The sequence below is a fragment of the Buchnera aphidicola (Pemphigus populi) genome (assembly GCF_964058935.1).
GTDB classification, from domain to species: domain Bacteria; phylum Pseudomonadota; class Gammaproteobacteria; order Enterobacterales; family Enterobacteriaceae; genus Buchnera_C; species Buchnera_C aphidicola_D.
The window spans coordinates 587,335-610,921 of sequence record NZ_OZ060372.1; the positions used below are offsets into that span (position 1 = coordinate 587,335).

At 24.7% G+C, this 23,587-nt stretch carries 19 protein-coding genes and 4 tRNA genes; 7 read left to right on the plus strand and 16 right to left on the minus strand.

Going from position 1 to position 23,587, the window contains the following annotated elements; all coding sequences use genetic code 11:
• Positions 1-34 precede the first annotated feature (34 nt).
• Both AB4W65_RS02550 and dapF read right to left on the minus strand, forming a co-directional pair.
• Positions 35-1,306, minus strand: a complete 1,272-nt coding sequence (locus AB4W65_RS02550) for an MFS transporter (RefSeq protein ID WP_367673582.1) — start codon at positions 1,304-1,306, stop codon at positions 35-37.
• Positions 1,307-1,569: 263 nt separating this feature from the next.
• The gene (gene dapF / locus AB4W65_RS02555) at positions 1,570-2,397 is read right to left on the minus strand and encodes a diaminopimelate epimerase (RefSeq protein WP_367673839.1); all 828 of its coding nucleotides are present in this window, start codon (positions 2,395-2,397) and stop codon (positions 1,570-1,572) included.
• A 173-nt stretch (positions 2,398-2,570) separates the two neighbouring features.
• Here dapF and cyaY point away from each other — a divergent pair, with 173 nt between their 5' ends.
• The 3 genes from cyaY (at position 2,571) to AB4W65_RS02570 (ending at position 4,726) form a co-directional block, all read left to right on the plus strand.
• Positions 2,571-2,900: an iron donor protein CyaY gene (cyaY, locus tag AB4W65_RS02560; RefSeq protein ID WP_367673840.1), complete on the plus strand. Its 330-nt coding sequence runs from the start codon at positions 2,571-2,573 to the stop codon at positions 2,898-2,900.
• 138 nt (positions 2,901-3,038) lie between these two features.
• The gene (gene hemC / locus AB4W65_RS02565) at positions 3,039-3,965 is read left to right on the plus strand and encodes a hydroxymethylbilane synthase (protein WP_367673583.1); all 927 of its coding nucleotides are present in this window, start codon (positions 3,039-3,041) and stop codon (positions 3,963-3,965) included.
• Between the two features lie 17 nt (positions 3,966-3,982).
• Positions 3,983-4,726, plus strand: coding sequence for a uroporphyrinogen-III synthase (locus AB4W65_RS02570; protein WP_367673584.1), 744 nt, complete (start codon positions 3,983-3,985; stop codon positions 4,724-4,726).
• 53 nt (positions 4,727-4,779) lie between these two features.
• On the opposite strand, the gene AB4W65_RS02575 is transcribed toward AB4W65_RS02570, so the two are convergent.
• From AB4W65_RS02575 to AB4W65_RS02635, 13 genes are all read right to left on the minus strand, one after another.
• A tRNA-Pro gene (locus AB4W65_RS02575) sits at positions 4,780-4,853 on the minus strand.
• Positions 4,854-4,867: 14 nt separating this feature from the next.
• Positions 4,868-4,940: transfer RNA gene (locus AB4W65_RS02580), tRNA-His, on the minus strand.
• Positions 4,941-4,981: 41 nt separating this feature from the next.
• A tRNA-Arg gene (locus tag AB4W65_RS02585) sits at positions 4,982-5,055 on the minus strand.
• A 131-nt stretch (positions 5,056-5,186) separates the two neighbouring features.
• On the minus strand, positions 5,187-6,446 hold the full coding sequence (gene rho, locus AB4W65_RS02590) for a transcription termination factor Rho (protein ID WP_367673585.1): 1,260 nt from the start codon (positions 6,444-6,446) through the stop codon (positions 5,187-5,189).
• Positions 6,447-6,661: 215 nt separating this feature from the next.
• Entirely contained in the window at positions 6,662-6,994 is a 333-nt protein-coding gene (trxA, locus tag AB4W65_RS02595) for a thioredoxin TrxA (RefSeq protein WP_367673586.1), read from the minus strand.
• A gap of 100 nt (positions 6,995-7,094) precedes the next feature.
• Positions 7,095-7,703: a 3-isopropylmalate dehydratase small subunit gene (gene leuD, locus AB4W65_RS02600; protein ID WP_367673587.1), complete on the minus strand. Its 609-nt coding sequence runs from the start codon at positions 7,701-7,703 to the stop codon at positions 7,095-7,097.
• Between the two features lie 12 nt (positions 7,704-7,715).
• On the minus strand, positions 7,716-9,113 hold the full coding sequence (leuC, locus tag AB4W65_RS02605) for a 3-isopropylmalate dehydratase large subunit (protein WP_367673588.1): 1,398 nt from the start codon (positions 9,111-9,113) through the stop codon (positions 7,716-7,718).
• Position 9,114: 1 nt separating this feature from the next.
• Positions 9,115-10,209, minus strand: a complete 1,095-nt coding sequence (gene leuB / locus AB4W65_RS02610) for a 3-isopropylmalate dehydrogenase (protein WP_367673589.1) — start codon at positions 10,207-10,209, stop codon at positions 9,115-9,117.
• Positions 10,210-10,700: 491 nt separating this feature from the next.
• Positions 10,701-12,248 carry a 2-isopropylmalate synthase gene (leuA, locus tag AB4W65_RS02615; protein ID WP_367673590.1) on the minus strand — a complete coding sequence of 516 codons (1,548 nt, stop codon included), beginning with the start codon at positions 12,246-12,248 and terminating at the stop codon, positions 10,701-10,703.
• Positions 12,249-12,714: 466 nt separating this feature from the next.
• Positions 12,715-14,727 (minus strand): DNA helicase Rep, encoded by a 2,013-nt coding sequence (gene rep, locus AB4W65_RS02620; RefSeq protein WP_367673591.1) that lies wholly within the window; start codon positions 14,725-14,727, stop codon positions 12,715-12,717.
• 134 nt (positions 14,728-14,861) lie between these two features.
• On the minus strand, positions 14,862-16,337 hold the full coding sequence (ilvC, locus tag AB4W65_RS02625) for a ketol-acid reductoisomerase (protein WP_367673592.1): 1,476 nt from the start codon (positions 16,335-16,337) through the stop codon (positions 14,862-14,864).
• Positions 16,338-16,539: 202 nt separating this feature from the next.
• Positions 16,540-18,390, minus strand: a complete 1,851-nt coding sequence (ilvD, locus tag AB4W65_RS02630; protein ID WP_367673593.1) for a dihydroxy-acid dehydratase — start codon at positions 18,388-18,390, stop codon at positions 16,540-16,542.
• A 292-nt stretch (positions 18,391-18,682) separates the two neighbouring features.
• Positions 18,683-18,756 (minus strand) — tRNA-Trp (locus AB4W65_RS02635).
• A gap of 424 nt (positions 18,757-19,180) precedes the next feature.
• Between AB4W65_RS02635 and AB4W65_RS02640 the strand changes: the two genes are divergently transcribed.
• The 4 genes from AB4W65_RS02640 to fdx all read left to right on the plus strand — a co-directional run bounded on the left by AB4W65_RS02640 (position 19,181) and on the right by fdx (position 21,905).
• Complete coding sequence (locus AB4W65_RS02640; RefSeq protein WP_367673594.1) at positions 19,181-20,395, plus strand: IscS subfamily cysteine desulfurase; 1,215 nt, start codon at positions 19,181-19,183, stop codon at positions 20,393-20,395.
• Positions 20,396-20,429: 34 nt separating this feature from the next.
• Complete coding sequence (iscU, locus tag AB4W65_RS02645) at positions 20,430-20,807, plus strand: Fe-S cluster assembly scaffold IscU (protein WP_367673595.1); 378 nt, start codon at positions 20,430-20,432, stop codon at positions 20,805-20,807.
• A gap of 156 nt (positions 20,808-20,963) precedes the next feature.
• Positions 20,964-21,467: a Fe-S protein assembly co-chaperone HscB gene (gene hscB, locus AB4W65_RS02650; RefSeq protein ID WP_367673596.1), complete on the plus strand. Its 504-nt coding sequence runs from the start codon at positions 20,964-20,966 to the stop codon at positions 21,465-21,467.
• A 120-nt stretch (positions 21,468-21,587) separates the two neighbouring features.
• Positions 21,588-21,905: an ISC system 2Fe-2S type ferredoxin gene (fdx, locus tag AB4W65_RS02655; protein ID WP_367673597.1), complete on the plus strand. Its 318-nt coding sequence runs from the start codon at positions 21,588-21,590 to the stop codon at positions 21,903-21,905.
• Positions 21,906-21,986: 81 nt separating this feature from the next.
• Here the strand turns inward: fdx and der are convergent, their stop codons facing one another.
• Positions 21,987-23,354, minus strand: coding sequence for a ribosome biogenesis GTPase Der (gene der / locus AB4W65_RS02660; RefSeq protein ID WP_367673598.1), 1,368 nt, complete (start codon positions 23,352-23,354; stop codon positions 21,987-21,989).
• Positions 23,355-23,587: the final 233 nt, after the last annotated feature.

Below are 23,587 nucleotides of genomic sequence, written 5' to 3' on the forward strand. Positions count from 1 at the left end.
TGAAATATATACCAAAATAAGAATCTATATGTAATTATATTTTTTCTATACGTTCTAATCGTATGGCTAAAAATATACCAAAAATTAACATACTTAAAATAAATAAAGAAATACTAGTCCATCCACCTGAAAACCAAAAAAATCCACCAAAAGTTCCAAAAATACTAGATCCTAAATAATAAAAAAATAAATAAAGAGATGATGTTTGAACTTTACTATCAGTAGTATGGTGTCCTATCCAACTACTGGCTACAGAATGTGCAGCAAAAAAACCGGCTGCAAATAACATCAAACCAAAAAAAATAAAATATAAATAATTAAATTGGGTAATAAATAAACCTGATATCATTAACAATAAAGCACTAATTAATACAATTCCTTTATTATATTTCTCAGTTAAAATACCAGCTTGTGGAGAACTATATACACCTATTAAATAGAATAGAGATAAAAAACCAATAATTGTTTGATTAATATAAAAAGGAGATGACATTAACCGGTATCCAACATAATTAAATAAAGTTACAAAACTACCCATAATGATAAAACCCATAAAAAATAATTTAGATAATGTTGGATCTTTACATTGAAATAAAGAGTCAGATAATAATTTTTTTATATTTAGAGGAGAACTATTAAAATTTTTTGAATTAGGTAAAAAATAAAGGAATAAACTAGCAGAAATCAAGGCGCTAACACCAATCACTCTTAATGCTATTTCCCAACAAAAATGAGTTGCTAAAATACTAGTTAAAAATCTACCTAAACATCCTCCGATAGTATTACCACTAATATATAAACCCATAGCAAAAGCTAAAAAAATTGGATCTATTTCTTCACTTAAATAAGTCATAGCAACAGCTACCACTCCGCTTAACGCTAAACCAGTTAAAGACCTCATAATAATAATAGCTTCCCAACTTTGCATTACTGAACAAAAAATAGTGCATAAGGCAGCTAAAAATAAAGAACTAGTCATAATTTTTTTACGACCAAAAATATCTGATAACGGTCCTGTAAATAACATACCAATTGCCATTGTGCTAGTAGCTGAAGATAAAGATAAACTGCTTTGCGCTGGAGTTAAATGAAATTTTTCAGAAAATAAAGGTAAAATAGGTTGTACACAATATAAAATAGCAAACGTAGATAAACCTGCTGAAAAAAATGCTAAAATAACTTCAGTAAATTTTTTTGTTCCTTTTTTTATATATATTTTTTCTTTTTTTATAATAGATTTATTAAATATTATTTTATTTTTTTTAACGTTTATTTTTAATTTTGAATGTAAATATTTTTTTTGCATATATGAAATAATTTTCCTTTTAATAATCTTTATAAGAATGAAAAAAACCATAATATATTCTCTATATATATAACTTATTGATAAATATAAATTAAAATATTTTATTATAATTAATCATATTAAATATTTTAAAAATTTAATAATTTTATTATTTTTAAAATTTATATATAATAAAGTTTATAAATATGATTTAAAATTTTTTAATTTTATTAAAAAATAAAATTTATAATTGAATTAAAACATTTAATTCTTAATTAAAATTATTACAAAAAAATATGTCCATCATAAACATGGATTGCTGGACCAGTCATATACATATCATTATCTAAACCTTTCCAATTAATATATAAATCACCACCAGATAAAGATACTTTCACTCTTTCAGATAATAATTGGTTATTAATTCCAATTGCTACAGCTGCACATGCTCCACTACCACAAGCCTGTGTTTCTCCAACTCCTCGTTCATATACCCTAAGAGCAATATGATTACTATTTATGATTTCCATAAAACCAACATTAATTTTTTCAGGAAATAAAGTATGATTGGATATTAATGAACCTATAGATTCTACTGGATAGGTATGTAAATTCTTAACGATGATCACACAGTGTGGATTACCAATAGATACTATGCTAAATAGTAAATTTTTATTTAATATTTTTATAGAATAATATTTCTTTTTCTCCATCCATAAAAATGGAATTAATAAGGGATCAAATATAGGTTCTCCCATATTTACTTTTATTTGATTATGATTGATAATTTCTAATTCCATACGTTTTGTACTAGTACTAACAAATATTCTGTTTTTTTTTGTTAATCCCTTTAGATATACAAAATAAGCAAAACATCTAGCTCCATTCCCACATTGTTCTACTTCACTGCCATCAGCATTAAAAATACGGTAATAAAAATCTATAGTGGAATCATTTGATTTGTTAACTAGTAATAGTTGATCAAAACCTACTCCTAAATTTCGATTAGACAAATTAAAAATTAATTTTGAAGTGATATTAACCATATTTTGCCTAATATTATCTATTACCATAAAATCATTACCCAAACCATGCATTTTAGAAAAAAATATTTTATTTTTTTTTATCATATTTAATATTGTTTCATCCTTTACTTAACTTTATTTTTCAATTATTCTATTAATAGTATATTAATTTTCTTGATATTTTATTTTAAGTATAAAGACATTTTAATATATATAAAATAATAAAAAAAAATATATTTTATATAAAATAAGGGAAAAAAATTAATATTTTAAAATTTCATAAAATAGTGGATGAATTAATGTTCACTATAGAAGATAAATTAGACAACTATTGCAGTAATATCGACATAGATTATGAAATACAGTATCATACTATGACGATAACATTTTACAATAAAAATAAAATTATAATAAATCGACAAGAATCATTAAAACAAATTTGGTTAGCAACAAAACAGAATGGATATCATTTTAAATATAAAAAAAAAGAATGGATATGTGACAAATATAAAGATAATATTTGGAATATATTAACTAACACTTTTTTAATAGAAACTAATGAGTTAATAATTTTTCAAAAAAATATATAAAAATCATTGATTTATAAAAATTATTTTTTTATTTATTTTAAAAATATTTTTTATATTAATATAAATAATTAATAAAAATATTGAGTACATAGAAGTATTACTAAAAGATCTCTATCTATTTTAAAAAATAACATAAAAATGTTAAAAAAAATATTAAGAATTGCTACTAGAAAAAGCCCTTTAGCTTTACTACAAAGCAATTTTATAAAAAAAAATCTATTATATTTTTATCCTCATCTAATTATTACGTTAATACCTATTGTTACACGCGGTGATCTCATTCTACATAAATCTTTATCCAATATTGGTGGAAAAGGATCATTTACTAAAGAATTAGAATTAGCTTTACTAGATAACCGAGCAGATATAGCTGTACATTCTATGAAAGACATTCCTAATACTATACCATCAGAATTATGTTTATCCAGTATTTCTAAAAGAGGAAACCCTTTAGATGCTTTTGTTTCTAATTGTTACCAATCTATAGATCAATTACCTAAACAAGCAATAATAGGAACTTCTAGCCTTAGGAGAAAAGCTCAATTAATTAGATATCGTCCTGATTTAATTATTCAACCATTACGTGGAAATATTGATACTCGTTTAAAAAAACTAGATGAAGGAAAATATACAGCTATTATTTTAGCTACTGAGGGATTAAATAGATTAGGATTAAAAAATAGAATCAATCAAATTATTCCAGCAGAATATTGTCTTCCTCCTTGTGGACAAGGAACGATTGGCGTGGAATATAGATTAAATGATCACAATATCTCTTTACTTTTAAAAAAAATAAAAGATAAAAATACTGAATATATTACAATGGCAGAACGATCTTTTTGTAAAAAAATGAATTCTGGATGTCATATTCCAGTTGCTAGTTATGCTATTTTAAAAAAAAATAAACTATGGTTAAGAGGTTTAGTTTGTTCCCCTAATGGAAAAATATTTCTATCAGGAGAGCGTATAGGAAAACCAAATTTTGGAGAAAAAATGGGCTATGAACTAGCTTCCGAATTATTAAATAAAGGTGCCTTAAAGATATTAAAAAACATTTTCTTTTAATAGAATTATTAATTTTTATGACAATATTAATTACTCGTCCACTACCAGATGGTAAAAAATTAGTATCAATGTTAAATCATTTAGGTATTCAAGCATATTATTTATCTTTAATCACGTTTAGTCCAGGATCCCAGTTAGCCAAATTATCGAATGAAATAAATAAATTAAAAAATAAAGATATGATATTTAGTCTTTCAAAACAATCTATTTATTATGCTAATAATTATTTAAATAAAAAAAATATAAGATGGCCATCTCACGTAAAATATTATGCTATTGGACCAAAAACTGGACATATTTTACATAAATATAGTGGTCATACTATAATTTATCCTAAAAAAAAATATAATACTGAAAGATTAATAAACATGTTAAACATAAAGGAGATAAAAAATAAAACAGCTATTATTTTACAAAATAAACATGGAAGAACTTTACTTAAAGAGACATTAAAAAATTGTGGAGTAAAAGTGAATAGTATTGAATGTTACCAAATTATGTTCAATAATATTGATATTTTTAAAATAGGAAAAGAACTGAAAAATAATAATATAAAAAAATTAGTAATTACTAGTGGACTAATATTACAACGTTTTTATAGTATTATTTCTATTTCTAAAAAAAATAGATGGTTATTTAATTGTAAGATTTTTGTCGCTAGCAGAAGAATAGCTATTCTAGCTAAAGAATTAGGATGGAATAATGTTAAAATAGTAAATGGTGCCAGTAATGATAAATTATTAGATATTTTAATAAAGTAAGTAATTTACTTACTTTAGTTAGATCTAATATATAAAATTAATTTTTATATTTATCGGCGAGAGAGGATTTGAACCTCCGACCTACTGGTCCCAAACCAGTTGCGCTACCAAACTGCGCTACTCGCCGAAGTTTTTAAACTGGGTGGTTAATGGGATTTGAACCCATGACCACTGGAATCACAATCCAGCACTCTACCAACTGAGCTATAACCACCAAAAAATTTTTATAATTTAAAATAATAGTGAAAATATCATTGCGTCCGACAGGATTTGAACCTGAAACCTCTGCCTTCGGAGGGCAGAACTCTATCCAATTGAGCTACGGACGCAAAATCATATTTATTATTCAATATAATAATAAAATTATTAAGAGCTAATGTCCAGCTTTTTTATAAAAATAAGATAAATATTAATAAATAAAAAATTAAAATGTTAAATTATTTTTTATTAAAAATAGAAATTAAGATCTTTTCATCATATTAAAAAATTCATCATTAGTTTTAGTCATTGCCAATTTATTAATTAAAAACTCCATCGCGTCAATTTCACCCATAGGATGAATAATTTTTCTTAAGATCCACATCTTTTGTAATTCTTCTGGTTTAGTTAATAATTCTTCTTTTCGAGTACCAGAACGATTATAATCAATAGCTGGAAAAACTCTTTTTTCTGCAATTTTCCTTGATAAAGGTAATTCCATATTTCCTGTCCCTTTAAATTCTTCATATATCACTTCATCCATTTTAGAACCAGTATCCACCAAAGCAGTAGCAATAATAGTTAAACTTCCCCCTTCCTCTACATTACGAGCTGCACCAAAAAAACGTTTAGGTCGATGTAGTGCATTAGCATCTACACCTCCTGTAAGAACTTTTCCAGATGCAGGAACCACAGTATTGTACGCACGAGCTAAACGAGTAATAGAATCTAAAAGAATAATAACATCTTTTTTATGTTCAACTAACCTTTTTGCTTTTTCAATTACCATTTCAGCTACTTGAACATGCCTAGAAGCAGGCTCATCAAAAGTAGAAGCAACGACTTCTCCTTTAACTAATCTCTGCATTTCTGTAACTTCTTCTGGACGCTCATCAATCAGTAAAACCATTAAAACACAATCTGGATGATTATAAGCTATACTTTGAGCAATATTCTGCAACAACATTGTTTTGCCAGCTTTAGGAGGTGCTACAATTAAACCTCTTTGCCCTCGACCAATAGGCGAGGCTAAATCTAAAACACGAGCAGTTAAATCTTCTGTTGATCCATTTCCTCTTTCCATTCTTAAACGAGAATTAGCATGTAATGGAGTTAAATTTTCAAATAAAATTTTACTTCTAGCATTTTCCGGTTTGTCATAGTTTACTTCATTTACTTTAAGCAGAGCAAAATATCTTTCTCCTTCTTTTGGAGGTCGAATTTTACCAGAAATAGTATCACCTGTTCGTAAATTGAATCTACGGATTTGACTAGGAGATACGTATATATCGTCAGGTCCAGCTAAATAAGAACTATCAGCCGAGCGTAAAAATCCAAATCCATCCTGTAATATTTCTAATACTCCATCTCCAAATATATCTTCTCCACTTTTAGCATGTTGTTTTAAAATAGAAAAAATAATATCTTGCTTTCGCATACGTGCTAAATTTTCCAACCCTATATTTTCGCCAAGAGTAATTAATTCAGAAACTGGCATATTTTTTAGTTCGGTAAGATTCATAATGGTGGGTTCTTAATAAACTTGAGGTAAACATTTAAATGAGGTTTATAAGAGATATGGTTACATCAATCTATCTTATTTTTTAAAAAGAAAATACAAATTTATTAAAAATAAATTATTTATTTTTAATAAAAACATATTTTTATATTATCATGTTTTTCTTAAAAGTCTAGCGGTTCTGTATAAATTTAAAAAAACCGCTATCATCTATAAAATTATATTATGTATTTATTCAATATTTTTTTTAAATCTGATTTAGATAATACACCTATTTTTGTTTTTAATAATTTTCCATCTTTAAATAACAATAAAGCCGGAATTCCTCTTATGGAGTACTTTGGTGCTGTGTCAGGATTTTTATCAATATTTATTTTTGCTACTATTAACTTATCTTTATATTCAGTAGCTATCTCTTCTAAAACAGGTGCTAATATTTTACATGGATTGCACCATTCCGCCCAAAAATCCACTAATATAAAATTTTTTTCTTGTAGAACTTTTTTTTCGAAATCATTATCACTAATATTAATTATTTTTTTATTATTCATTTTTTTTTCCAGTTATTTTATAAATTGAATTATTTATTATTTTTTAAATAGTATTTAATATTATACTGTTAAAATTAATATAAATGTATTTTATAAAAAATTATTTTTTTATAAAGAAATCAAATATTTTTTTTTCATAATTGGTAATTTTTTTTTCATTTTTTATCGTTAAGTCTATTTGATCTAATTGATTTATAATATAAAATTTATGTAATTCATCAATTTTAAAACAGTAAGAACTGTTGCCTACTAAAACTTTGTTATTTTCTAAATCTATTGTAAAAATTAAATGAACTTTATTCAATACAATATCAAATAAACTATTTATTTCCTTTTCGGATAAAATTATAAGAATTAATTGATTATTTAAACTGTTATTGTAAAATATATCTCCAAAACTAGAGGAAATAATTACTTTAAAACCATAATCTATTAAAGCCCATACTGCATGTTCTCGAGAGGATCCGCATCCAAAATTATCTCTGGTTAATAAAATAGATGATTTTTTATAATATGGATTATTTAAGATGAAATCTTTATTAATATTTTTCCCTTTATTATCGTGAAAACGCCAATTATAAAATAGATATTGACCAAGTCCTGTTTTAGTGATTTGCTTTAAAAATTGTTTTGGAATAATTACGTCGGTATCTATATTAGCTATATTCATTGGTGTAACAATACCGGTATATTGATTTAATAAAGTCATTTTCTTCCTTTTTCAAATTTTTCTAATATCTACAAAATGACCAAAAATAGCAGCCGCAGCAGCCATTGCAGGACTAACTAAATGCGTTCTTCCATCTCTACCTTGTCTTCCTTCAAAATTTCTATTGCTTGTAGAGGCACAGCGCTCTTTTGGTTTTAAACGATCTTGATTCATTCCTAAACACATTGAACAACCAGGTAGACGCCATTCAAAACCTGATTTAATAAATATTTTATCTAATCCCTCTTTTTCAGCTTGTAATTTTACTAATCCTGATCCAGGAACTGCTATAGCATGAACATTTTTAGCAATATATTTATTTTTAATAATTTTTGCAGCTTCTCGTAGATCTTCAATTCTTGAATTAGTACAAGAACCAATAAAAACTTTATCAATAGCAAGATTATTTAAATACATTCCTGATTTTAAACCCATATATAATAAAGATTTTTTTGCACATTCTTGCTCAGCTATTTCTCGAAATGAATTTATATTTGGAATTGGTTCATCTATCGATATTACTTGATCTGGCTTCGTCCCCCATGTGATTTGTGGAGCTAAATTAGATACATTGATAGAAATTTTTTTATCAAAAACAGCATGTTTATCTGATTTTAAAGTATTCCAATAATTTATCGCATTATTCCAATATTTATTTTTTGGACTATAAGGTTTATCTTTTAAATAATTATATGTTATTTCATCAGGTGCAATTAATCCTGATTTTGCACCCATTTCAATAGACATATTACATATAGTCATGCGAGATTCCATGCTTAAATTAGAAATAAGATTACCAGAAAATTCGAGAATATAACCTATACCACCGGAAGTACCAAGTTTTCTTATTATTGATAAAATAATATCTTTTGCAAAAACTGTAGGATGAGGTATTCCAGTAATGTCAATTTTCATTGTTTTTAAACGACTTTGTTTTAATGTTTGAGTTGCTAAAACATGTTCAACTTCTGAAGTTCCAATTCCAAAAGATAAGGCCCCAAATGCTCCATGAGTAGAGGTATGAGAATCCCCACATACAATTACCATACCAGGTAATGTCATACCTTTCTCTGGTCCTAATACATGTACTATACCTTGATGGGGATGATTGATATCATACAACTTAATATTAAAATCTTTACAATTTTTAGATAATTCTTGCATTTGTATTTTAGCCATATGTTCAGACTCATTAATATTTCGATTATGGGTAGGAACATTATGATCCATGGTAGCAAAACTTTTTTTCGGTTGTCTAACTGTTCTGTTTTTTAAACGTAGTGAATGGAATGCTTGAGGTGAAGTTACTTCATGAATTAAATGCAAATCAACATATAGAACAGCTGTTAAATTTTTTTCTTCGTATACTATGTGTGTATCGTATAATTTTTGATATAAAGTTTTCGTCATTTTATACGCTCTTATTTAATATGTTGGCAATAATATCACCCATATCACTAGTGCTGATATGTTTTTCATTTCCGTAAATCATATCTAAAGTTCTATGTCCTTTTTTTAAAGCTTCAGTGACAGCTAATTCTATATCATCTGAAATAGAATTTAATTTCATAGTATAACGTACGAACATTGCTATTGAGAGAATTTGAGCTATGGGATTCGCAATATTTTTTCCGGCAATATCTGGTGCTGATCCTCCTGCTGGTTCATATAAACCGAAAAATTTTTCATTTAAACTAGCTGAAGGTAACATTCCAATAGAACCTGTAATTATAGCACATTCATCAGATAAAATGTCACCAAAAAGATTTGAAGATAAAATAACATCAAATTGAGAGGGATTTTTAATTATTTGCATGGTAGCGTTGTCTATATATAAATGAGATAGTGTTATTTCAGGATAATTTTTTGCGACCATATTGACTGTATCTCTCCATAATATGGAACTTTCTAATACATTAGCTTTATCAACAGAGGTGATTTTAAATTTACGATTTTTTGCTAATTTAAAAGCAATATGTGCAACCCGTTCAATTTCAGATTGAGAATATACTTCGGTATCGAAGGCTTTTTTATCAGGAATATGATTAATACTACCTTTAGGTTGACCAAAATAAATACCTCCTGTTAATTCTCGTACACATAAAATATCAAACCCTTTAATGCTGATATCATTTCGTAAAGGAGATAATTTATTTAATATAGTGTTTAATTTAGCAGGTCTAAGATTTAAGAATAGATTAAAATACTTTCTTAGTGTTAATAAACCTGCCCTTTCTGGTTGTTGATCAGCGGGTAATTTTTGCCATTTTGGTCCACCTACAGAACCAAATAAAATAGCATCTGATTTTCTACAACCATTAAGTGTTTTTTCTGGTAATGCTTGTCCATATTTATCTATTGCAATACCTCCAATATCATATTCTTCTGTATTAATATTTAATCTATATTTTTTTTTTAGTACTTTTAAAATTTTATATCCTTCTTGCATTATTTCCGGCCCTATGCCATCACCAGGTAAAATTGCTAATTTATATATTTTTTTCATAAAAATCCACTTTTAAAAAAAGTTAAGTTAATATTTTATATTAAATAAAAATATTTTTATATTACTATAATTTTATAAATATTTTTATATTTAATATATATATTAATAATAATATATAAATTATTAAAAATATTTATTTTATATATAATATAAATATATAAAAATTTAATAATAAAATATTTATATATACCATTATATTTTTAGTATTTATTATATCATTTTATTTATCAGTTTAAATTTATATTATTAATTCTTGTTATTAATAGAATATTTTTCTATATTTTTTTGCTATTATTAAATTTTAAATATCAATTTTGATACGTAACATTTGAATGTTTATATTTAAAAAAGCAAATATTCATTATTTTTTAACATCAATATATTTTTATTTATTATTTTAAATATTTTTTCATTATAAATAAGATAATAAAATTATAGATACCCAATTAAAAATTAATATTAAGAAATATTATTATTATTAACATTTTTATTTATTTTTTTAGGTTTTTTAATATTATATTTACTTTTTTTGATTTCCATATATTATTTAATATATGAATCATGGCGTGAATCAATGATGTGATAATATCTTTATTATAACCAATACCATAAAATTGACGGTTTTTATATTCAACTGTAATTTTTACTGCATCTAAGGTATTAATTGATTTCTTTAAAGCAATAAATTTAATTTTTTTAAAATTCATGGAAAAATTAGTTATTTTTTTAAAAGTTTTATATATTGCATCAATAAATCCATCTTGAGTTTCCATGGTTTCAGTTTTTATTTTATTTCCACAATATAGTTTTATACTAGCTGAAGAGATACCATTGGATTTAGATTTGATATTGAATTTTTCTAAACGAAAATATTCTGTATTTTGTTCTTTTTCATCCATAAAAGCCAATACTTCTAAATCATAATCAAAAACTTGTCCTGTTTTATCAGCTAGTTTTAAGAAAGCATTGTATAATTTATCTATGTTGTATAATTTTTCTCCATAACCCATTTCTTTCATATGATATTTAAGAGCAGCACGACCGGATCGTGATGTTAAGTTCAATTTATTATTTTTTAAGCCTATGCTTTCAGGTGTTATAATTTCATAATTCTTTCTATTTTTTAAAACACCATCTTGATGGATTCCAGATGAATGAGAAAAGGCATTAGCTCCTACTATAGCTTTATTTTCGGGAATGATAGTATTACAAATTTGACTAATTATTTGACTAGTTTTATATATTTTTTCATAATGAATATTAGTATTTAGATTTAAACTATTTTTTTTTAGTTTAATTGCTAGAATAATTTCTTCTAATGCTGTATTACCTGCTCGTTCACCCATTCCATTTATTGTTCCTTCTATTTGACGAGCACCCGCTTGTATTGCTGTTATTGAATTAGCAACTGCCATACCTAAATCATTATGACAATGTACAGATACAATTACTTTATCTATATTCGGTACTTTATTATACAAAGATCTAATAATTTGACCAAATTCATTAGGTATTGTATAACCAACAGTATCTGGGATATTAATTGTTGTTGCTCCTGCTTTGATAACATTTTCGACAATATAACACAATTGATTTATAGGAGTTCTTCCTGCATCTTCACAAGAAAATTCAATATCATTGGTATAACGTTTTGCTAGTTTAATAGAAGATGTAGCCATATCAATTATTTCTGAAAAACTTTTATTTAATTTAGATTGTATATGTAATGGCGAAGTTCCTAAGAAAATATGGATACGAAAATTTTTTGCAAAATGCATGGCTTCAGCAGCAATTTCAATATCTTTTTTAACACACCTAGCCAAACTACATATTTTACTATTTTTTAATGTTTTAGAAATTATTTCTACAGATTGAAAATCACCCGGAGATGAAATAGGAAAACCTGCTTCAATAATATCAATTCCCATTTCTTCTAAAATTAAAGCAATTTTTAATTTTTCTTCTACATTAAGACTAACCTGAAGTGCTTGTTCACCATCACGTAAAGTTGTATCAAAAATAATAATTTGTTCAGTCATTATTAAATTATCCTATTAGTTTTAATTCCAATTAAATATTAATATATTATTTAATTTTATTAAAAATTTTTTTAAAAAACTATTTTTTAAAAATTTCTATATTAATTAATATATATATGAGAATAATTTTAATTAATAGAGTTATTTAATATAGAAATAAATATTTTTATATTAAACTTATAAAAAATATTTGTAATAATAAATATTATTTTTTATTTTTTCATGCAATTTTTAAAATAAAATTTTATTAATACTATTAAATAGATTTAAATTATTTTTTAAAAAATATTTTTTTAATTATTAATATTAAATTTTTTTAATTAATTTTTAATCTTTTATTATTAATTTTCTATACTTATTCTAAGTATAAATATATCTTTTAGTATTAAAAAATGATAAGCATAATTAAATTAAAATTTAATATTTTATATAATGAAATAAATAATTGCAAAAATGTATAAAATAATTACATTTTATTTTTTAAAATTTTCTTTAAAGCAATAATTTTCGAATAAGGATTACTTATTTTACAATTATAAAAATTATTTTTATTCCTTTTTTCCCATAATATATCTTTTTCAGGTAACTCGAATAAAAATCGACTAGGTTGAGGATATAATACTGTTCCATATTGATATCTTTTTTCACAGTAACTAAAAAATAGTTCTTTTTTAGCTCTAGTAATACCTACATAAGCCAAACGACGTTCTTCTTCTACATTATCGTTTATAGTACTATGATGTGGCAAAATACCTTCTTCCATACCAATAATAAAAACAAATGGAAATTCTAATCCTTTAGAACCATGCAATGTCATTAATTTTATTTTATCTATATGAGTATCATTATCTTTATTATCAATAATATCACGAAGTGCAAATTTTTCGATAACTTTAGATAAATCAAGTGGTTTCTCAATTTTATTACCTATTAACATTTGTTTGATCCACTTTATTAAAGTATCTACATTTTTAATTTTACAATTAATAATTTTTAAATCTGTTGAACTGTTCTTCAGCCATTCTTTATATTTTATATCAATAATAATTTTATCTAAAATAAAAAATGAGTCCTTTTCGATCATATTTATTAAATCTTTTATCCAAATGGTGAAATTTTGTAAATTTTTTAAAGTATTTTTTGTTAAAAATTTCTTTATTTCAACATCAAAACTAGAATTAAAAAGGCTTTTATTTTTTTGTTTTGCAAATAGACTTAATTTTTTAATTGTAATTAAACCAATTTTACGTGGAGGGGTATTGATTATTCTTAAAAAAGTAATGTCATCATCTGGATTAATAATAAAACGTAAATATGCTATTAAGTTTTTAATTTCCGGACGTGATAAAAAAGAATTATCAGAAGATATATGATATGGTACTTTATTTTGAATTAATATTTTTTCTAAAATTCTGGATTGATAATTACTACGATACAAGATTGCATAATCTTTATATCCTGTATGATTTGAAAGACGATGGAAAACAATTTTTTTAATTACTTTTTTAGCTTCTTCTTCTTCATTTTCTGTAATTAAAATTTTTATTTTTGAACCGTTTTCTAGTTCAGAAAATAAGTTTTTTTTTAAAATATGAGGGTTATTAGAAATTAATATATTTGCTGCTTTTAAAATTCTTTTAGATGAACGATAATTATGTTCCATTTTTATTATTTGTAAAGTAGGAAAATCTTCTTTTAAACATAAGATATTTTGTGGTCTAGCTCCTCTCCAGGAATAAATTGATTGATCATCATCACCAACTAAAGTAAAATTAGAATTATGATTATTTAATAATTTAATTAGTTCATATTGAATTTCATTTGTATCTTGATATTCATCAACTAAAAGATAACGTATTTTTTTTTGCCAACGCAATCTAACGGATTTATTTTTTTTTAGTAATAATGTTGGTAAAAAAATTAAATCATCAAAATCTAGTATATTACAAGATTTTAAATAATTTTCATATTTTTTATAACATTCAGCAAATGTTTTTTCTAAATTAGATTTAGCTATTTTTAAAACTTGTTTTGAATCTAATAATTTGTTTTTACAATTAGAAATAAATAGAAAAAGTTTTTTTAATAAAAATTTATCATTTTTTAGTTTTTTTACACTAATTTCTTTCAATATGATCATTTGATCATACTCATCGAATAATGAAAAATTAGATTTTATTCCTAATATGTTTAATTCAGATCTAATTATTTTCATACCTAACGCATGAAATGTAGAAATAATTATTTTATTTAATTCTTTTGTGGAAATATATTTTGAAATACGATGTTTCATTTCTTGTGCTGCTTTATTAGTAAATGTAACAGCAGCAATATCATTTGTTTTATATCCACATTTATCAATTAGATAAATTATTTTATTAATAATTACTTTAGTTTTTCCAGATCCTGCGCCAGCTAATATTAAACACGGACCTTGAGTAAATCTTATAGCTTGATTTTGACTAAAATTAAGAGACATAGAAATATTCTATATTTATTATTTTGTTAAAAAATTAAATGTAATATTAAATGTATTATATACATTTAATATTATCAACATATAAATTTGATGCTTTTATAATGTTATGATATTAAAAATCATATTTAATTGACTTATTTTTCAACAGTAATATTTTTCATATCTTTCATATAATTTCGTAATTTTTTACCTATCTTTTCGATGGGATGATTTTTTATAGATTCATTGATATTATATAAATAAGAATTATTGATTTGGTTAAATACATTATTTTTTTTTAAATCTTTGTCTTGCAATATTTTCAAAAAATCTTGCAATAAAGGTATAGCTGATTGTGAAAAGAGATAATTTCCATATTCTGCTGTATCTGATATCACTTTATTCATTTCATATAATTTTTTTCGGGCTATGGTATTAGCAATCAATGGTAATTCATGTAATGATTCATAGTATGCTGATTCTGCAATCATGCCTGATTCCAACATTATTTCAAATGAAAGTTCAATACCTGCTTTAATGATAGCAATCATAAAAATGCCATTTTCAAAATATTCTTGTTCATGAATATTTTTTTCATATACGGATGTATTTTCAAAATCTGTATTTTTAGTTTTATTTCTCCAATATAAGAGTTTTTGATCATTTTTCTTCCAATCTTGCATCATTTCAGAAGAGAATTTCCCCGAAAGAATATTATCCATATGTGCTCTGAATAATGGCAATAGTATTTTTTTTAACCTAATAGATAGTTCATAAGCTTTAATTTTATCTGCACTTGATAATCTATCTAACATTAATGTGATACCTCCATGTTTTAAAGATTCAGTAATTACTTCCCATCCATTTTGAATTATTTTCCCTGCATAACTTGAATCGTATCCTTGAAAAACTAATTTTTCATAATATGAAATTGAAGCAGATTGTAGTAATCCGCATAAAATAGTTTGCTCGCCCATTAAGTCAGATTTCACTTCTGCTATAAAGGAAGAATGCAATACCCCTGCACGATGGCTACCTATTGCTACAGCCCAAGATTTTGCAATTTCTATACCTATATGATTGGGATCGTTCTCAGAATGTACAGCGATTAATGCTGGTACACCGAAACCACGTTGATATTCTTCTCTTACTTCGGTTCCTGGACATTTTGGAGCAACCATAATCACTGTAATATCTTTTCTAATTTTTTCTCCCATTTCAACAATATTAAAACCATGAGAATATCCTAATATTGCTCCTTTTTTTACTAAGCATTCTAATGATTTAATTACTAAATTATGTTGTTTATCAGGAGTTAAATTAATAATTAAATCTGCTGATGGAATTAGTTGTTCATAAGTCCCAATTTGAAAATTATTTTTTTTAGCTCTATGCCACGAATGATTTTTTTCTAAAATAGATTTTTTTTGTAGTACATATGATATATTTAACCCAGAATCACGCATATTCAAGCCTTGATTAAGACCTTGTGCACCACATCCGATGATAACAATTTTTTTATTTTCTAATAATTTAATACCATCAGAAAATTCTGCTCTTTTCATGAATCTACATTTTTTTAAATGTATTAATTTTTTACGGAAACTTAATGTATTAAAATAATTTATCATAGTGTTTCAATTCCGATTTAAATTTCAGCATAATTAACATTATTGTATATTAATTTTAAAATAAAATGAATGAATTAATATTTTTTAAAAAATAAACTAATTAAATTAAAAATTATATTGTACTTGAAAAATATTATAAAGTGATCTTTTTTATTTATGCGTTTATCAAATAAATATATAAAATATTAATTTTTATTAATATTTAGATAAGTAGTTTTTCATTGTTACGAACAGCTCCTTTATCTGCGCTCGTAGCAAAATAGGCATATGTACGTAATGCAGAAGAGATTAAACGAATTCTAGAATGTGGAGTGTATGCATATTGACCTCGTAGTTCTTCTTGCTCAATGCGAAGATTTAATTCTTCTTTTTTAATATGTAATTGAATATTTCGATTTGGGATATTTATAGATATTAGATCACCATTTTTGATTAATGCTATTAAACCCCGATTAGCTGCTTCTGGTGAAATATGACCTATGGATAATCCTGAAGTTCCACCAGAAAATCTTCCATCAGTGATTAAAGCACAGGATTGATCTAAATTAACAGATTTTAAGTATGTAGTTGGATAAAGCATTTCTTGCATACCCGGACCACCTTTAGGTCCTTCATATCTAATGACTATAATATCTCCTGCATTTATTTTGTTATTTAAAATAGCTTGAACCGTTTCTTCTTGACTTTCATATACTTTTGCATAACCTTGAAATATAAGATTATTTTTGCTTACTCCTGCAGTTTTTACAACACAACCATGTTTAGCTATATTACCATATAAAACCGCTAATCCACCATCTTTACTGTAAGCATATTGGTAAGCTCTTATACATCCTGTTTTACGATCTTTATCGACATTACTCCATCTGGAATTTTGTGAGAATGGTATTGTTGTTTTGATTCCCATAGGTGCAGCCTGAAACATTTTAATAATTTTTTTGTCTTGAGTTGATATTAGATCATATTTTTTCAATGTTTCTTTTAAAGTAAGATTTAATATATTTTTTGTATCTGTGTATATTAGATTTGCACGATTTAATTCACTTAAAATACCCATTACACCTCCAGCTCTATGTAAATCTTCCATGTGGTATAAAGATGTACTAGGTGCTATCTTACAGAGATGAGGAGTTTTTCTAGAAAGATTATCAATATCTTTAATGCCAAAATTGATATTACCTTCTTGAGCTGCTGCTAATAAATGTAATATTGTATTAGTTGATCCTCCCATAGCGATATCTAATGTCATGGCATTATAAAAAGATTTTTTATTAGCAATCTTGCGAGGTAATGCGCTTTCATCATCTAATTTATAATATCGTTCAGTTAACTCAACTATTAATTTACCTGCTTCAAGAAATAATTTTTTACGATCGGCATGTGTGGCTAATAATGTGCCATTTCCTGGAAGAGCTAATCCCATTGCTTCTGTTAAACAATTCATAGAATTTGCAGTAAATAAACCAGAACAAGAACCACATGTAGGACAAGCAGAATTTTCTATTTTTTTTATTGTTTTTTTAGAAGTTTTAGGATTGGCGCTATAAAGCATTGCATCTACTAAATCTAATTTTATATATTTTTTATTAATAGTAGTTTTTCCAGATTCCATAGGTCCACCTGATACAAATATAGATGGAATATTTAATCTCATGGTAGCCATTAACATACCCGGTGTAATTTTATCGCAATTAGAAATACATATCATAGCATCTGCACAATGAGCATTAATCATATATTCTACAGAATCTGCTATCAATTCTCGCGAAGGGAGTGAGTACAACATTCCGGAATGTCCCATTGCAATTCCATCATCTATAGCAATAGTATTAAATTCTTTTGCTACCCCTCCAGCTATTTGAATCTCCTTTGCTACTAACTTACCTAATTCACGAAGATGTATGTGTCCAGGAACGAATTCTGTAAATGAATTTACAATTGCGATAATGGGTTTATTAAAATCTTCATCTGTCATTCCTGTTGCTTTCCATAAAGCTCTTGCACCAGCCATGTTACGTCCATGAGTTGTTATATTAGAACGGTATTTTGGCATAATTGAATTTCTCTGTATTGAAACAATATATTAAAATTTTATGTTAAATTTAAGTTAATATATTAATATTAATTAATATGTTTTCATAATCATATTTGTTTAATTTTTAAAATTTTTAGCGAAATAAAAAAATTATAGATATATAAAAATATTTGAAGAAGAATTAGTTTTTTTTAAAAATTAGAAAATATAAGGATATAGTAAAAAATTACTATTTTTAGACAATTTTTATTTTTTATTTTTAATAAAATATATTTAGGATAGGATATAAAATTGATTATACTTTTTATTTCAGGGGTGGAGGGATTTGAACCCCCAACAGTCGGTTTTGGAGACCGATGCTCTACCAAATTGAACTACACCCCTATTATTAATTTTATGTAATTATTTAAAATATTTTATCATTAAAAAAAATTAAAGTCTATCAATATTAATTGAATAATACCTTTAATAAATTAAATTTATATTTAGTTATAAAGATAATTTAATTGAAAGATAAATTTCAATTTTTTTAATGAAATTTTCATATTGACTGTAATAAATGAAACTGTCAAAATTAAAATTATAAATTAAGATAATTATATTTAAAATACAGATTTAGTTAATTATCAATTATTAAAAATTTTTCATATTTTTATTAATTGTATTTTATTCACATAAATAATTTCTATTAAATAAAAATATTTTTAAAAGAAAAAACATTAATTACTTTTATTTATATGAAAAATTTTGCAATTTAACTTTTAATTATTAAATTAAAATATATTCACTATAAAGTGTACAAAAATCAATGAAATCTCCAATTTATTTAGATTATGCAGCAACTACACCGGTTGAGAATAATGTTGCAAAAAAAATGATGGAATATCTAACATTAGATGGAATATTTGGCAATTCTGCATCTCGTTCGCACCAATTCGGTTGGAAAGCAGAAGAAGCCATTGACATTGCTAGAAATAATATAGCTAATTTAATTAATGCTGATGTTCGTGAGATTATTTTTACTTCTGGTGCCACAGAATCAAATAATTTAGCAATTAAAGGAAGTAGTCTTTTTTATAAAAAAAATGGTAATCACATTATTACGGTTAAAACTGAACATAAGTCTGTTATAGATACATGCAGAAATCTTGAAGATCAGGGATATTGTATTACTTATCTGAATCCTATGAAAAATGGTTTGATAAATTTTAAAGATTTCGAAAATGCAATTAGTAAAAAAACAATTCTTGTTTCTGTCATGCATGTAAATAACGAAATTGGTATTATACAAGATATAAGTAGAATATCTAAAATTTGTAAATTACATAAAATATTATTTCATGTTGATGCGACTCAAAGTGTTGGTAAAATACCTGTTGATGTTAAAGAATTAGGTCCTGATTTAATGTCATTTTCAGCTCATAAATTATATGGCCCGAAAGGTATTGGAGGTTTATATGTATCTCGTAGACCTCGTATTCGTTTATTAGCGCAAATTCATGGAGGTGGGCATGAACGAGGTATGAGATCAGGAACTTTACCTGTCCATCAAATTGTAGGGATGGGGGAAGCTTGCAGTATAGCAATAAAGAATATATTAATTAATTATCAACACATAATTAAAATCAGAAATCTATTCTGGAATGGTATTAAAAATATAGAAGAAGTATATTTGAATTCTGATCTTCAACATGGGTCACCTTATATTTTAAATGTTAGTTTTAATTATGTTGAAGGTGAATCTTTAATAATGGCATTAAAAGACTTAGCTGTTTCTTCTGGATCAGCTTGTACGTCTGCTAGTTTAGAAGCTTCTTATGTACTAAAAGCTTTAGGATTAAAAGATGAGTTAGCCCATAGTTCTATTCGTTTTTCATTCAGTCATTTTACAACAATTGAAGAAATAGATTATGCGATTCTATTGGTGCATCAAGCGATTAAAAAATTACGTAAATTATCTCCATTGTGGGAAATGTTTAAATCTGGAGTTGATTTAGATTCCGTAGAGTGGAAAATTAATTAATTTAAATATTAATAATTTATTAAAGGAAACAAATATGACTTATAGTAAAAAAGTAATAGATCATTACGAAAATCCTCGTAATGTGGGTTCTTTTGCTATTTCAGATTCTAGTATAGGAGTGGGTTTAGTTGGAGCGCCTGCATGTGGGGATGTAATGAAATTGCAAATAAAGGTAGATAATGGAATAATTCAAGACGCATGTTTTAAAACATATGGTTGTGGATCAGCCATCGCTGCCAGTTCTTTAATGACAGAATGGGTAAAGGGTAAATCATTAAAAGAAGCTGAAAATATTAAGAATACTAAGATAGCTGAAGAATTAGAATTACCACCTGTAAAAATACATTGTTCTATTTTAGCAGAAGATGCAATTAAAGCAGCTATTGCTGATTATAATAATAAAAAAAAATAATTTATTAAATTTAAGTGCTGGGAAATAGGTAAGCTCAGCACAATATGATTGTAAAATATATTGAATGATATAAATAAACCTTATATCTTTACATTCTTAAAATGTATATAAAATTATCCTAAAATATGTGAAATACTGAAAAATATTGAGTGGTATATGAATTATTTTGAATTATTTAATTTACCTGAAAAATTTAATATTGAAATAGTAGAATTATCTAAAAAATTTCATCAATTACAACGTAAATTTCATCCTGATTTATTTAATACTCAGTCTGAGTTGATAAGAATAAAAGCTTTGAATAATTCTACTATAGTTAATCAAGGTTATAGGATTTTAAGAGATTATTTAACTCGTGCAGAACATCTTTTATTTTTAAATGGACTAAATATTTCTGATAGAAAGAATATTGTATATGAAAAAAATTTTTTAATTGAACAATTAAGTTTTTATGAAGAAATAGATATATTAAAAAAATCATCTTTTAATAAAAAAAATTATAATAGTTTATTAATACGTATTAATCAAATTAAAAAGAAATATGAATATGAGATGGAAAAGGAATTAGAAATAAAATCTTGGAGAAAATCAGCTGTTATAGTTAACAAATTGTTTTTTTTTAGAAATTTAAAAAATGTTTTAGAAGAATTAAAACAATGATATTTATTTTTTTAAATAAATTTTTTGTCAAGTGTAAGGAATATAGTAATAATTTTAATTAAAAATTAATATTTTAATTTTATAAGAATTAAATATTAATATTTTTTATAAGGTTCAATAATGCCAAAAATTACATTTTTACCACATAAACTCTTGTTACCTAAAGGTGGTGTTTTTTATGGAAATAAAGGAGAAAGTATTTTAGATATAGCTTTACGTAATAATATTAAAATTAATCATGTATGTGAAAGATCTTGTGTATGTACAACATGTCACTGCATTGTAAGAAAAGGATTTTTATCTTTATCTTTTTGTGAAGAGAAGGAAGAAGATATTTTAGATAAAGCATGGGGATTGGAGTTAGAAAGCAGATTAAGTTGTCAAGCAAAATTAGGAGATGAAGATATAGAAGTGGAAATTCCATATAGTAATATGTAAATATTTATAAAATCTTGACACGATTTATTGAACAATGTTTAAGTTATTTTAAAATAATTTAAACATTGTTTAGCGTAGTTATTAACTATTATAAGGATTAATATTGTCTTTAAAGTATAGATTTATTGATGATCCTGTTATTTTTAACATATTTTGAAAATAGTTTTTTAGGTACTTTTTATAAGATTGATTTAAATATTTCGTTTTTTTTCCGTGGATGATAATTTTTGGTGGATTGTATCCTCCAGGATGGGCATATCTTAATTTTATTCTACTACCTTGAATGATTGGTGGTTCTTGTTTTTTAATTGCCATTTGCATAATTTTTGTTAATTGAGATGTGGTAAAAATGTCTGTGGTTGATTTGTATGTTGTATATATAGATTGTAAAAGTTTATTAAGTCCTGTTTTATGTATTGCAGAAATATAATGAATATTAGCGAATTTTAAAAATCTTAATTTATAGTTAATATTGTTTTTTATTTCTTTTTTTATTTTTTTTTTCAGTAAATCACATTTATTAAAAACTATAATAATAGCTCTTCCTATTTTAAGTACAGAATTACATAAAGATAAATCTTGATCTGAAATGTTTTCTGTAGCATCTATAATAACAAGAATGATATGTGCGTGTTTGATATTTTTAAAAGTATCATTTTTTGTAATTATATTGATATTATCATTTTTTTTATTTTTTTTATTTATGCCAGCTGTATCAATAAAAACAAAATTTTTTCTTGCATTTTTAATGGATACCCAAATAGCGTCTCGAGTAGTACCTGGTTTTTTATATGTAATTAGCCTATCTTCTTTTAAAAATGTATTAATTAGTGTAGATTTACCTACATTCGGTTTTCCTAAAACAGCTATTTTTATAGGATTTAACTGGTAATCGGTATTATTTTTTTCTTTATATATTGATATTTTTGATTTTTTTGTATTATATAAAATATATTTATTTGCTATAGGAATAATATATTTATTTAATAAAGAATCAATACCGATATTATGCATTGCCGAAACAGGAATTATTTCCTTAAATCCTAAAGAATAAAATTCAGCAGAAGCTAAGTTAGCATTTGTTTTTTCTGTTTTATTAACAATAATTATTGTTTTTTTTTGATACAAACGTATTTTATTTGCTATTTCTTTATCTTCTGACATTAACCCATCTTTATTGTCCACAATAAATAGAATTAAATTTGCTTCTTTTATGGCAGTCATCGTTTGTTTTAATATATCTATTTCTATATTTTTTGGATTTGTGATAATTCCAGCTGTATCAATCAATGATAATATTTCTTTTTTTGTAAAAATTTCTCCATATTTTCTATCTCTAGTTAATCCAGGAACGGAATCTATTAGAGCATTATTAGTTTTTGTTAATTTGTTAAATAAAGTAGATTTTCCTACATTAAGACGTCCAATTATGGTGATAGTGAATTGCATTATCAATGCTCTCCAATATATTAAAATATAAAAAATAAATGTTTTGGTGTTCTCATATTCATTGAAAATATTCATAAGTACAAGTTTTAATTTTTCATTTTTCATTTTTAGATATAAATTATATTTTTGATGTTTTTAATTCTTTAATTAATCGATTATTTTTTATTTTTTGATAAATTTTATTTTTATTGACTTAATATTAAATATTATTAAATTATAAGTTCGATATTTTT

Excerpts from the sequence above, each read along its gene's own strand:
- AB4W65_RS02550 (WP_367673582.1), bottom strand. The coding sequence starts at position 1,306 with ATGCAAAAAAAATATTTACATTCAAAATTAAAAATAAACGTTAAAAAA.
- hemC (WP_367673583.1), top strand. The coding sequence starts at position 3,039 with ATGTTAAAAAAAATATTAAGAATTGCTACTAGAAAAAGCCCTTTAGCT.
- AB4W65_RS02570 (WP_367673584.1), top strand. The coding sequence starts at position 3,983 with ATGACAATATTAATTACTCGTCCACTACCAGATGGTAAAAAATTAGTA.
- rho (WP_367673585.1), bottom strand. The coding sequence starts at position 6,446 with ATGAATCTTACCGAACTAAAAAATATGCCAGTTTCTGAATTAATTACT.
- trxA (WP_367673586.1), bottom strand. The coding sequence starts at position 6,994 with ATGAATAATAAAAAAATAATTAATATTAGTGATAATGATTTCGAAAAA.
- leuD (WP_367673587.1), bottom strand. The coding sequence starts at position 7,703 with ATGACTTTATTAAATCAATATACCGGTATTGTTACACCAATGAATATA.
- leuC (WP_367673588.1), bottom strand. The coding sequence starts at position 9,113 with ATGACGAAAACTTTATATCAAAAATTATACGATACACACATAGTATAC.
- leuB (WP_367673589.1), bottom strand. The coding sequence starts at position 10,209 with ATGAAAAAAATATATAAATTAGCAATTTTACCTGGTGATGGCATAGGG.
- leuA (WP_367673590.1), bottom strand. The coding sequence starts at position 12,248 with ATGACTGAACAAATTATTATTTTTGATACAACTTTACGTGATGGTGAA.
- rep (WP_367673591.1), bottom strand. The coding sequence starts at position 14,727 with ATGTCTCTTAATTTTAGTCAAAATCAAGCTATAAGATTTACTCAAGGT.
- ilvC (WP_367673592.1), bottom strand. The coding sequence starts at position 16,337 with ATGATAAATTATTTTAATACATTAAGTTTCCGTAAAAAATTAATACAT.
- ilvD (WP_367673593.1), bottom strand. The coding sequence starts at position 18,390 with ATGCCAAAATACCGTTCTAATATAACAACTCATGGACGTAACATGGCT.
- AB4W65_RS02640 (WP_367673594.1), top strand. The coding sequence starts at position 19,181 with ATGAAATCTCCAATTTATTTAGATTATGCAGCAACTACACCGGTTGAG.
- iscU (WP_367673595.1), top strand. The coding sequence starts at position 20,430 with ATGACTTATAGTAAAAAAGTAATAGATCATTACGAAAATCCTCGTAAT.
- hscB (WP_367673596.1), top strand. The coding sequence starts at position 20,964 with ATGAATTATTTTGAATTATTTAATTTACCTGAAAAATTTAATATTGAA.
- fdx (WP_367673597.1), top strand. The coding sequence starts at position 21,588 with ATGCCAAAAATTACATTTTTACCACATAAACTCTTGTTACCTAAAGGT.
- der (WP_367673598.1), bottom strand. The coding sequence starts at position 23,354 with ATGCAATTCACTATCACCATAATTGGACGTCTTAATGTAGGAAAATCT.